At 71.2% G+C, this 11,935-nt stretch carries 8 protein-coding genes; 5 read left to right on the top strand and 3 right to left on the bottom strand.

The genetic code is table 11. The features are described 5' to 3' along the window. Window positions 1-15 precede the first annotated feature (15 nt). The 3 genes from BKA16_RS15485 to cobG form a co-directional block, all read right to left on the bottom strand. Window positions 16-1,503 (bottom strand): precorrin-2 C(20)-methyltransferase, encoded by a 1,488-nt coding sequence (locus BKA16_RS15485; RefSeq protein WP_183371533.1) that lies wholly within the window; start codon window positions 1,501-1,503, stop codon window positions 16-18. Then, window positions 1,500-2,123 carry a precorrin-8X methylmutase gene (locus BKA16_RS15480; RefSeq protein WP_183371532.1) on the bottom strand — a complete coding sequence of 208 codons (624 nt, stop codon included), beginning with the start codon at window positions 2,121-2,123 and terminating at the stop codon, window positions 1,500-1,502. The genes BKA16_RS15485 and BKA16_RS15480 overlap by 4 nt, the downstream gene beginning before the upstream one ends. A 110-nt stretch (window positions 2,124-2,233) precedes the next feature. Beyond that, a complete protein-coding gene (cobG, locus tag BKA16_RS15475) occupies window positions 2,234-3,376 on the bottom strand; it encodes a precorrin-3B synthase (RefSeq protein ID WP_183371531.1) in 1,143 nt (380 codons plus the stop codon). A 232-nt stretch (window positions 3,377-3,608) separates the two neighbouring features. Between cobG and cobN the strand changes: the two genes are divergently transcribed. The 5 genes from cobN (at window position 3,609) to BKA16_RS15450 (ending at window position 11,886) form a co-directional block, all read left to right on the top strand. Continuing rightward, window positions 3,609-7,226 carry a cobaltochelatase subunit CobN gene (gene cobN, locus BKA16_RS15470; protein WP_183371530.1) on the top strand — a complete coding sequence of 1,206 codons (3,618 nt, stop codon included), beginning with the start codon at window positions 3,609-3,611 and terminating at the stop codon, window positions 7,224-7,226. A 91-nt stretch (window positions 7,227-7,317) separates the two neighbouring features. Further along, window positions 7,318-7,851, top strand: coding sequence for an FxsA family protein (locus BKA16_RS15465; protein WP_183371529.1), 534 nt, complete (start codon window positions 7,318-7,320; stop codon window positions 7,849-7,851). Between the two features lie 27 nt (window positions 7,852-7,878). Further along, complete coding sequence (locus BKA16_RS15460; RefSeq protein ID WP_183371528.1) at window positions 7,879-9,501, top strand: amidohydrolase family protein; 1,623 nt, start codon at window positions 7,879-7,881, stop codon at window positions 9,499-9,501. A gap of 2 nt (window positions 9,502-9,503) precedes the next feature. Continuing rightward, window positions 9,504-11,129: an apolipoprotein N-acyltransferase gene (gene lnt / locus BKA16_RS15455; protein WP_246372372.1), complete on the top strand. Its 1,626-nt coding sequence runs from the start codon at window positions 9,504-9,506 to the stop codon at window positions 11,127-11,129. Next, the gene (locus BKA16_RS15450) at window positions 11,119-11,886 is read left to right on the top strand and encodes a polyprenol monophosphomannose synthase (protein WP_183371527.1); all 768 of its coding nucleotides are present in this window, start codon (window positions 11,119-11,121) and stop codon (window positions 11,884-11,886) included. Before lnt ends, BKA16_RS15450 begins: the two co-directional genes overlap by 11 nt. Window positions 11,887-11,935 lie beyond the last annotated feature (49 nt).

The following is an 11,935-nucleotide window of genomic DNA, read 5'->3' as shown; positions in this document are numbered from 1 at the left end:
TCCCGACCGATCGGATCAGCGCCCGTAATGCCGCGGGGTGAACGCCAGATCGCCGCCGGGCCGCCGCGCGGCGACCGTCGTCGACGAGCCGATGATCAGCAGGGTCCGCATGTCGACGGTTGTCGGATCGAACTCTCCCGCCGTGGTGACGAGCAGCCGTTCGCCCGGGCCGCCGACATCGCGGCCCTGGACCACGACACGATCGGCGGGCACCAGTTCGGTGAGCAGTTCCTTGAGCCGCTCGATCTGCTCGGTGCGCTTGGCCGAGGCCGGATTGTAGATCGCGACGGCGAGGTCCGCGGCGATCGCGTGCCGCAGCCGGTCCTCGATCACGGCACCCGGCTTGAGCAGGTCCGACAGTGAGATCACCGCGAAGTCGTGACCGATCGGCGCACCGGCGCGCGCCGCGACCGCGTGCGCCGCGCTGACGCCCGGCACCACGCGGACCGGAACGTCTCGCCAGGCCGGTTCGGACGCGACCTCGCAGACGGCGGCGGCCATCGCGAAGACACCGGGATCGCCGGAAGACACCACGGCGACACGGGCGCCGCGGGAGGCGAGATCGAGCGCGAACTCGGCGCGCTCGGCCTCGACCCGGTTGTCGCTGGCGTGCACGCGCTGCCCCGGTCGCGCGGCGACTCGCTTGAGATAGGTGGTGTAGCCGATCAGATCGGTCGCGGCGGCGAGTTCGGCGGCCACCTGCGGCGTCGTCTGGTCCACGGGGCCGGGACCGAGGCCGACCACGACCACCTCACCCGCGCCGCGCTGCTCGCCGGCGTACGGGTTGTTCCGCGCGCCGGGTACCACGATCAGCGAGAAGTAGGGCACGGTCGCCGGATCGACGTCCGCGACGCGCTCCACCCGCTGACGGTCGGTCGACGCGCGTTCGACATACCACGCCTCGTCGAGCCGCCCCGCCGTCTCCAGGGCCTCGCGAACCTTCCCGAAGGTCCGGCCGAGCTTCATCACCGCCAGCGCCCTGCCCGACCGGAAGTTCGCGACCAGCTCACCGGGTTCGGCGGTGCCGGGCACCACGGTGAGCGTCTCCTCACCCTCGACGAGCGGGATGCCGACGGCGGCCGCGGCCGCGCTCACCGAGGTGACGCCGGGGACGATCTCCGCCTCGAAACGATCGACCAGACGCTTGTGCATGTGCATGTACGAACTGAAGAACAGCGGGTCGCCCTCGGCGAGGAGGACGACATCGCGTCCGGCCTCCAGATGCTCGGCGAGCCGCGCGGCGCTCGCGGTGTAGAAGTCGCTCATCGCCCCGGCGTAACCGCCCGGGTGGTCGGTGGTCTCGACGGTGAGGGGATACATGAGCCGCTCGTGGATCTGGCCGTCGCGCAGGTACGGCCCGGCGACGCCGAGTGCGATCGAGTTCCCGTGCCGAGCCGAGTGGAAGGCGATCACGTCGGCCTCGCCGATGATCCGCGCGGCCTTGACCGTGACCAGCTCGGAGTCGCCGGGACCGAGTCCCACACCCCACAGTTTGCCGCTCACTCGACCACGCTCGCGAGGGCGTTGAGTGCGGCGGCGGTGATCGCCGAGCCGCCGCGTCGTCCACGGACGGTGACGAACTCGAGGTCGGTGCGGGCGGCGAGCGCCTCGCACGACTCGGCCGCCCCGATGAAGCCGACCGGGGCGCCGATGATCGCGGCCGGCCGCGGCCAGCCCTCGTCGATCAGATCGAGCAGCGCGAACAGTGCGGTCGGTGCGTTGCCGATGGCGACCACCGCACGGTCGAGGTCCTCGCGCCAATAGTGCAGTGCGGCGGCCGTACGCGTGTTGCCGATCTTCTCGGCGAGCTCGGCGACGCCCGGTTCACGCAGGTGGCAGCGGACGTCGTTGTCGGCGGGAAGTCGCGTGCGCGTCACACCCGAGGCCACCATGTTCGTGTCGCACAGGATCGGTCCGCCCGCGGCCAGGGCGGCCCGCGCGGCCGTCACCACGCCCGGGGTCGCCACGACGTCGTCGGCCAGATCGGTCTGTCCGGAGGCGTGGATCATCCGCACCACCACGGGCTCCACATCGGCGGGAAAGCGGGCGAGGTCGGACTCCTCGCGGATCATGGCGAACGAACGGCGGTAGATCTCCGCGCCGTCACGGATGTACTCGGTCATAGTGCGTTCGAGACTACTGAGGCGATGGTTCGTCCCGAAACCGAGGCAATGGTTCGTCCCGAAACCGAGCCGATAGTCCGTCCCGAACAGGCGGGCGCCCGAGCGTTCGGTCAGCGTGCGCCGCGCCGATATCCGTCGCCGGACGCCTCGACGCGCACGTGCGGGCGGGCGGGGGATCCGCACCCGCGTGCGCACCCCACCCAGTGCTCGGCGGACGGCGTATCGTCGTCGAGGTGGCGGGCGGCGACGTGCCTGCGCAGGTCGTGGCGCACATCCGCCAGCGATCTCACGCAGCCGGGTGATCCCGTGCACGCGGTCAGCGACACCCACGGCGACCGCGCGTCGAAGACGAAGCCGAGGGGAGCGAGGACGCGGACGACGGTCTCGGCGACGGCCTCGTCGAGGTCGCCGATGAGGATCTCGCGCTCGGCCGTCACCGTGACCGGTCGCCCGACCGCCGCGGCGTAGCGCGCCTGCTCGGCGGTGAGGCGCCCGAACGGAACCACGGCGCCGAGCACCACCCGCCCGTCCGACTGCTCGAACCAGCCGACTCGCGGATCGGGGTGCACCGCATCGGGGATCCGACGGTCGACGGTCTCGAGCCGCTCGTGGAGCTCGGCGAGACGAGCCGCGGGGAGATCGCCGATACGCCACGCGCCGTCGGCGAGATCGTGGAACGTCGACGCGGCGTGCGCCATCGTCGCGGGGAGGTCGGCGAGCGGCATCGGACCGCCCACCGCACGGCCGTCGACGACGACGACCGCAGAGTCGGCGTCGACCGCCACACCGGTCACATCGGTGCGGTGGGCCAGGACGTCGCCGCGCCCGTCGTCGAGGCCGAACCAGAATCGACCGGACAGGCCGCTCGACCACGACTGCGCGGTGAGATGGGCGCCCAGCTCGTCCGCGACGGGACGCAGATCGGCGAGCCCACCGATCCGACCGGTCAGCGGCGAGGTCGCGATGTTCCGCACCCGATCGTGGTCGGCGTCGCCGGCCAGTCCGGCGGCGGTCACGGCGGCACCGAATCCGGCGACGTCGCTGATCCCGCGGACCTGAAGGTTGCCGCGGACGGTGATCTCGATCGCGCCGTCGCCGTACTCGTCGGCCGCCAGCGCGAGAGCCTCGAGAGCCGCGGCGTCGATCACCCCGCCCGGCACGCGGATGCGCGCCAACTCCCCGTCGGCCGCGGTGTGCGTGCGGAACACGCCCGGGCAGCGATCGGGGACGGGTGACGACGGCGCAGAACTCACCCCTCCAGGGTAGGCCCGACTCTCGGCGGATCCGCCGCCCGCCGCCGCGGACCCATCAATTACGCTGATCACACATACGCGACGAGAGAAGCCGGTGAGAAGCCGGAGCGGACGCGCCACTGTGAGGGGCCGCATCACGGGCCCCGAGCCAGACCCCTCGTCGCACCCCAGGCCGGGTGCACCCGGTCGACCCTACGATGCCGGGCGCGCCAACCCGGCGAGGAGTGACCCCGTGATCACACTGCTGTCCACGTCCGACACCGATCTGCGCACCGCGGCCACGTGCGGCGCCGACTACCGGGTGGCCAACCCCAGCCGCATCCTCCTCGACGAGATCCCGGGACTGATCGACGGCGCCGACCTCGTGGTGGTCCGGATCCTCGGCGGTCGACGAGCCTGGGAGGAGGGCCTCGACGCCGTCCTCGCGCAGTCGGTTCCGGTGATCGTGCTCTCCGGTGAACTCAATTCCGATCCGGATCTGATGGCGCTCTCGACCGTGCCGACCGGCGTCGCGGCGCAGGCGCACAGCTACTTCGTCGCCGGCGGGCGCGCCAACATCGAGGCTGTGCACGACTTCCTCTCCGACACCGTGCTTCTCACCGGACTGGGTTTCGCCCCGCCGGTCGAGACGCCCGCGTGGGGGACGCTCGAACGCGCCGCCGGTGCCGTCTCCGCAGACGCGCCCCGCATCGGCGTCCTCTACTACCGCGCCCAGCACCTGGCGGGCAACACCGACTACGTCGACACGCTCTGCGGCGCGATCGAGACCCACGGTGCGGCGGCCGAAGCCGTCTTCTGCGCGTCGCTGCGGGCCGCCGACGACGACCTGATCGCGCACCTGGGCACGTTCGACGCGCTGATCGTCACCGTCCTCGCCGCCGGTGGCACCACACCGGCGACCGCGGGCGCCGGCGGCGACGACGAGGCCTGGAACGTCGAACGCCTCGCCGGCCTGGACATCCCGATCCTGCAGGGTCTGTGCCTGACGTCGTCGCGGGCCGACTGGGAGGCCGCCGACGACGGTGTCTCACCGCTCGACGTCGCCAGCCAGGTCGCCGTGCCCGAGTTCGACGGCCGGATCATCACGGTCCCGTTCTCGTTCAAGGAGTTCGACGAGAACGGACTGCCCTTCTACGCGCCCGACCAGGAGCGCTGTGCGCGCGTCGGCGGGATCGCCGTGCGCCACGCCCGTCTGCGACATCTGCCCGCCGCGGACCGGAGGATCGCCCTGCTGCTGTCGGCGTATCCGACCAAGCACGCGCGGATCGGCAACGCCGTCGGTCTGGACACCCCGCGCAGCCTCGTCCACCTCCTGCGCGCCCTCCATACGGCGGGCTACACGATCGACGCCGGGATCCCCGGTCTCGGCGCGACCGAGGCCGACGACGATCCCGACGCCCTGATGCACGCCCTCATCGACGCCGGCGGGCAGGATCAGGACTGGCTCACCGAGGAGGCCCTCGCCGCCAACCCGATCCGGGTGTCCGCGGCCGACTACACCGCGTGGTTCGAGACGCTGTCCGACGGACTGCGCGCGTCCGTCGTCGAACACTGGGGTCCGCCCCCGGGCGAGCTGTTCGTCGACCGCTCCGTGAACGCCGACGGCGACATCGTGATCGCCGCGATGACGTTCGGCAACGTGGTCCTGCTGGTGCAGCCGCCCCGCGGATTCGGCGAGAACCCCGTCGCGATCTACCACGACCCCGACCTGCCGCCGAGCCACCACTACCTGGCGAGCTACCGCTGGCTCGCCTCGCGCACCGACGTCGACGGCTGGGGCTTCGGCGCCGACGCCATCGTCCACATCGGCAAGCACGGGAACCTGGAGTGGCTACCCGGCAAGACGCTCGGCATGTCCGCGGACTGCGGAACCGACGCCGCCGTCGGCGACCTCCCGCTGATCTACCCGTTCCTGGTGAACGATCCGGGTGAGGGCACGCAGGCCAAGCGTCGCGCGCACGCGGTGCTCGTCGACCACCTGATCCCGCCGATGGCGCGCGCGGAGAGCTACGGCGACATCGAACGCCTCGAACAACTGCTCGACGAGCACGCGAACATCTCCGCGCTCGATCCGTCCAAACTCCCCGCGATCCGCCAGCAGATCTGGACGCTGCTGACCGCGGCGAAGATGGACTCCGATCTGGGGCTGGCCGAACGGCCCGACGAAGAGGTCTTCGACGACATGCTGCTGCACGTCGACGGCTGGCTCTGCGAGATCAAGGACGCCGCGATCCGCGACGGGCTGCACGTCCTGGGGCAGGCGCCGGACGCCGAGACCGAGGTGGACCTGGTGCTCGCGATGCTGCGCGCCCGCCAGATCTGGGGCGGATCGCAGACGCTTCCCGGACTGCGCGAGGCGCTCGGCCTGGTCGAGAACGAATCCGCCCGCGGCGACGTCGACCGCGTGGAGCAGATCGCCCGCGATCTGGTGTCGGCCTGCGCGGCAGGGGACTGGTCCGACGCGGCCGTGGCCGCCGCCGCGGACGGCCGCCCCGACCAGGTGCGTGCGATCCTCGAATTCGCCGCCCACGAGGTGATTCCGCGCCTTCGTGAGACGTCGCGGGAGATCGACCAGGTGTTGCACGCCCTCGACGGCGGATTCATCGAGGCCGGTCCGAGCGGATCGCCGCTGCGCGGTCTGATCAACGTCCTGCCCACCGGCCGGAACTTCTACTCCGTCGACCCGAAGGCCGTTCCCTCGCAACTGGCGTTCGAGACCGGTCGCGCGATGGCCGACTCGCTCGTCGAACGGTACCTCGCCGATCACGGGCAGTACCCGGCGTCGGTCGGGCTGTCGGTGTGGGGGACCAGCGCCATGCGGACCTCCGGCGACGATGTCGGCGAGATCCTCGCGCTCCTCGGCGTCGCCCCGGTGTGGGACGAGATGTCGCGGCGCATCACCGGTCTGGAACTGGTTCCGCTCGACGAACTCGACCGCCCGCGCATCGATGTGACGATCCGCATCTCCGGATTCTTCCGCGACGCGTTCTCGCATGTGGTGACCATGCTCGACGACGCGGTGCGACTCGCCGCCGACGCCGACGAACCCGATGAGCTGAACTACGTCGCCGCGCACGCCCGTGCCGCCCTCGCCGAGCACGGCGACGCCCGCCGCGCCAGCACACGCGTGTTCGGCTCGCGGCCGGGCACCTACGGCGCGGGCCTGCTGCAGTTGATCGACTCGAAGCAGTGGCGCACCGACGACGACCTCGCGGCCGTGTACACCGAATGGGGCGGCTACGCCTACGGCCGTGACCTCGACGGCGTCGCCGCGGTCGACGACATGCGTGCGGCGTACCGGCGGATCGCCGTCGCCGCCAAGAACACCGACACCCGCGAGCACGACATCGCCGACTCGGACGACTACTTCCAGTTCCACGGCGGCATGGTCGCGACCGTCCGCGCGCTGACCGGGGAGAACCCGGAGGCCTACATCGGCGACTCGACGCGCCCCGACTCGGTGCGCACCCGCACCCTCCACGAGGAGACCTCCCGCGTGTTCCGCGCCCGGGTGGTGAACCCCCGCTGGCTCGCCGCGATGCGCCGTCACGGCTACAAGGGCGCCTTCGAGATGGCCGCGACCGTCGACTACCTGTTCGGTTACGACGCGACGACCGACGTCGTCGCCGACTGGATGTACGAGCAGCTCACCGAGCAGTACGTGCTCGACGAGACCAACCGAGAGTTCCTCGAACAGTCCAATCCCTGGGCGCTGCACGGTATCTCGGAACGTCTGCTGGAAGCCGTCGAACGCGACATGTGGCATGAGCCGCCCGCCGAACTGCTCGACCGGCTGCGTCGGGTGTACCTGGAGGCCGAAGGCGACATCGAAGGGCGCGGCGAGGAGTAGGACGCGCGTCGCCTTCCCGCCGGGAACCAATCCGTCGTCTCGAGCGTTACACCCTCTAGAACACACCTCGTGCATCGGAGAGTGACGACACATGATCAGGCTCGCAATCGTGGCCTACCTCGTCGTGGAGATCGCGGCGTTCTGGGCGCTGACCCACTTCCTCGGATTCGGGTGGGCGCTGTTGATCACCGTCGGAGCGGCCGCGCTCGGGTTCGCCGTCCTCGGCAGACGGGCGCGCGGGCTCACCGCCGATCTGCGATCGGCGACACGGCGCGGCCCGACGGATCTCCGCCCGGCCGGCGACGGCGCGCTCTTCGCGGGCGCCGCGGTCCTGACGATCCTGCCCGGCGTCGTGTCGACCGTCGTCGGACTGCTGCTCATGACTCCGCCCGCCCGAGCGGTGCTGCGCCCGGCCGTGGAGGCGAGCATGTTGCGGCGTGCCACCGCGATCCTCGGCGGTGTCCCCGGCGGCCGTGTCCGGAACGGCCGATACGTGGACGGGACCGTCGAGGGCTCCGTGGTCGACGAGACCTCCGACGTCGTCGACGTCACCAAGCGTCGGCCCGACGGCACCGTGTACATCGACGTGCCCGGCCTCCCCGAGCCGCCGCCCGCACGCGGCTGATCCGGCGCGCCCTGACACAATCGACCCGTGACGACTCAGCTGCTTCTCGGCGGGATGGTCTATTCCTCGCCGGCCGTGCCCGATGCCACCGCCCTCGCGATCACCGACGGGACCGTCGTCTGGGTGGGGACCGACGACGTCGGTCGGGCCCTGCATCCCGACGCCGAGATCGTCGACCTAGAAGGACGCTTCGTCGCACCGGCGTTCGTCGACTCGCATGTCCACCTCACCGACACCGGACTGCGCCTGATCGGCCTGGACCTGAGTGAGGCCACCAGCCGGACCGACTGCCTGGCACGCCTGGCCGCCTACGTCGCCGACCACGACGCCGAGATCGTCTGGGGTCTGGGCTGGGACTCCTCGACGTGGGCCGGTGAGAACGACGCCGACGACATGCCGCCGTCGACCGCCGACCTCGACACGGTCGCCGGCGGTCGGCCGATCTACCTGTCGCGCATCGACGAGCATTCGGCGGCGGCGTCGAGCGCGCTGCGCGAGATGGTCCACGGCATCGAAGCCGCGACCGGATTCGACCCTCAGGGTCCCCTCGTCGCCGACGCGCACCATCGCGTGCGCGCCGCGGCCCGCGCGCTGATCACTCCGGAAGCGCGCCGCCGCGCCCAGCTGCGCGCGCTCGACCACGCCGCCTCCCGCGGCGTGGTGGCCGTCCACGAGAACGGCGGACCCGACATCAGCGGGGTCGACGACTTCCGCTCGATCGCCGATCTCGATCACCCGGTGATGGTCCGCCGCTACTGGGGGCAGCCGGTCAGCACGCTGGAGGAGGCGCGCGCGGTGGTCTCGGCCATGGGCGCCGATGCGATCGGCGGCGACCTGTTCGTCGACGGCGCCATCGGTTCGCGCACCGCGTGGCTCACCGAGGAGTACACCGACGCGCCCGGCGAGTTCGGCGTGGCCTACCTCGACGAGGAGACCATCGCGAATCACCTGCGGGCGACGACCCTGGCAGGCGTGCAGGCCGGTTTCCACGTGATCGGGGACGGCGCCGTCGCCGCAGTCGCCGCGGCGATGTCCACCGTGGCCGACGAACTCGGCACCCCGGCGCTGGCGCGCTGCGCGCATCGCCTCGAACACGCCGAGATGGTGACCCCCGAACAGGCCGAACTCTTCGCGCGATGCGGAGTAGTGGCCAGCATGCAGCCCCTCTTCGACGATGAGTGGGGCGGCGACGACGCCCTCTACATCCGTCGACTCGGCGATCGGGCACCCACCCTCAACGACTTCGCCGGACTCGCCAGAGCCGGTGTCGCGCTGGCCTTCTCCAGTGACGCACCGGTGTGCGACATCGATCCGTGGGCGAGCATCCGCGCCGCCGTGCACCACCACGCTCCGACCAACGCGGTCTCGCCGCGCGCGGCCTTCGCGGCCTGCACCCGCGGCGGCTGGCGTGCCGGGGGAGTCAACGACGGTCTCACCGGGACCCTGGTTCCCGGCGCACCCGCACACTACGCGGTGTGGGACGTCGACGCCCTCGTCGTCGCGGCCTCGCACGCGGGTGTGCAACGCTGGTCCACCGACCCGCGCTCGCGGGTGCCCGCACTGCCCGACGTCGCACCGGGCGCACGACTGCCCGAATGCGTGCGAACGGTGATCGGCGGGGTCACCGTGTACGAGCGGCCGACTGCGTGAGGATGCCCGCGTGGGCGTGGCGCCCCCTCGGCGCCGCCGCATCGGGTGGACTGATGTTCGCGGCGTTCCCGCCGCGTGACCTCTGGTTCCTGGCACCGGTCTCGCTCGGGCTGCTGTACGCGGTGCTGCGTGTGGGCCGACCCCGGATCCGGGTCGGCGCACTCTCGGGGTTCGTGTTCGGGCTCGTGTTCTTCGTTCCGCTGCTGCCGTGGATCGGCGAGTACGTCGGTGCGGTGCCCTGGCTGGCGCTGAGCGTCGTGATGGCCCTGTACCTGGCGGCGTTCGGCGCGATCGCGACGCTCACCATGCGTCTGCGGTGGGCCCCGCTGTGGTTCGCCGTGGCGTGGACCGGTGTCGAGGCGATCCGCTCGTCCTTCCCGTTCGGTGGATTCCCCTGGGGACGAGCGGTGTTCAGTCAGACCTCGGGGCTGTTGCTGCCGACCGCATCGGTCGTCGGCGCCCCCGGCGTCTCGCTGCTCGTCGCGCTCGTCGGCGCAGGCGGCGCATCGCTGGTCCTGTCGGCGATCGCGTTGCGCGACGGCGTCGCCTCGTGGCGTCGACTGCTCGCGCCGACCGCCGCGCTGATCGTCCCGCTGATCGCGGGCGGCGTACTGGCCGCGACCGGGGCCCCCGGCACCCACGGCTCCTCGACGATCGAGGTGGCCGCGATCCAGGGCAATGTGCCCCGACTGGGGCTCGACTTCAACTCCCAACGCCGCGCCGTCCTGGACAATCACGTCCGCGAGACCCTCGACGTCGCCCGTCAGGTGCGTGACGGCGAGCGCACACAGCCCGACCTCGTGCTCTGGCCGGAGAACGCCTCGGACATCCCACCGCTCCAGAACGCCGACGCCGCCTCCGAGATCCGCGGAGCGGTGACCGTCTCGCGGGCCCCGATCACCGTCGGCACGCTGATGCCCGGAGCCGACGGCCCGACCAACAGCGTCCTGCTGTGGGGACTGCATGACGGGGTGGCCGACGACCTGCCGTCCGACCGCTACGACAAGCACATCATCCAGCCGTTCGGCGAATACCTGCCGTGGCGCGGATTCTTCCGGCACTTCTCCTCGTACGCCGACCGGGCGGGCAACTTCCAGCCCGGAACCGGTCCGGCGATCCTGACCGCCCAGACGGCCAAGGGGCCGGTCCGAATCGGCGTGTCCACCTGCTGGGAGGTCGCCTTCGACCGTTCGCCCCGGCAGGCCGTCGACGACGGCGCTCAGCTCCTGTACGTGCCGACCAACAACGCGACGTTCGGACTCACCGACATGAGCAGCCAGCAGTTGGCGATGTCGCGGGTGCGAGCGGTCGAGACCGGGCGGTCGACGGCGGTCGTCGCGACCAGCGGACTGAGCGCGCTCATCCGCCCCGACGGCTCGATCATCTCCTCGAGCGAACTGTTCGAGCCCGCGGCGCTGCAGAGCGCCATGGAACTGCGCGAGGGCGCCACCCCCGCGGTCCGGCTCGGCCCCTGGCCCGAGCGAGTCGTTCTCCTGGTCATGGCGATCGCATTTTTGGTCGCGCTCGTGGCAACGACTAACCTCGAAATGTTCGTCGGCGAATCTAGGCTTCGCAGGACCCGCGATGGGTCGCCGACCGGTGGGACGAAGGAGCACGATGAGCGGTAGCGATCAGAGCGTGGTGGGGCAGCAGGGCGCGGGCGCGCTCGTCGTCGTCCCGACGTTCAACGAACGCGAGAACCTCCCGCTCATCACCGAGCGCCTGTTCACCTCGCTCGGCGACGTGCATCTGCTCATCGTCGACGATTCGAGTCCGGACGGCACCGGCGAGGTCGCGGACGCTCTCGCCGCCGACGACGCCGCGGACCGGATCCACGTGCTGCACCGGACCGCCAAGGACGGACTGGGCAAGGCCTACCTCGCCGGGTTCGCCTGGGGACTCGACCGCGACTACCGGGTTATCGTGGAGATGGACGCGGACGGCTCGCACGCCCCCGAACAGCTGCACCGACTCCTGGCCGCGATCAACGACGGCGCGGACCTGGTGATCGGCTCCCGCTACGTTCCCGGCGGCGCCCTGGTCAACTGGCCCAAACGACGTGAGCTCCTGTCCAAGGGCGCCAACACCTATGCGCGTATCGCATTGGGCGTCAAGGTCAACGACATCACCGCCGGATACCGCGCGTTCCGCCGCGAGGTCCTGGAGACCATCGGCCTGGACCGGGTCGAGTCGGCGGGATACTGCTTCCAGATCGATCTCGCGTGGCGCACCCTGCAGAACGGGTTCACCATCCGCGAGGTCCCGATCACGTTCACCGAGCGCGCCATCGGCGAATCGAAGATGGACGGCGGCGTCATCGCCGAATCCTTCATCAACGTGGCCCGGTGGGGCGTTCAGGGGCGTCTGGCCAAGCTCCGTCGCTGACCCGCGCCGGCCGGTCGGACGATTCCACCCCGCGTCCGGTGCATTCGCG

This window comes from Gordonia humi, from assembly GCF_014197435.1.
GTDB lineage: Bacteria > Actinomycetota > Actinomycetes > Mycobacteriales > Mycobacteriaceae > Gordonia > Gordonia humi.
Note: the sequence above shows the minus strand (reverse complement) of the source record. Positions and strands in the feature narration are given on the sequence as shown.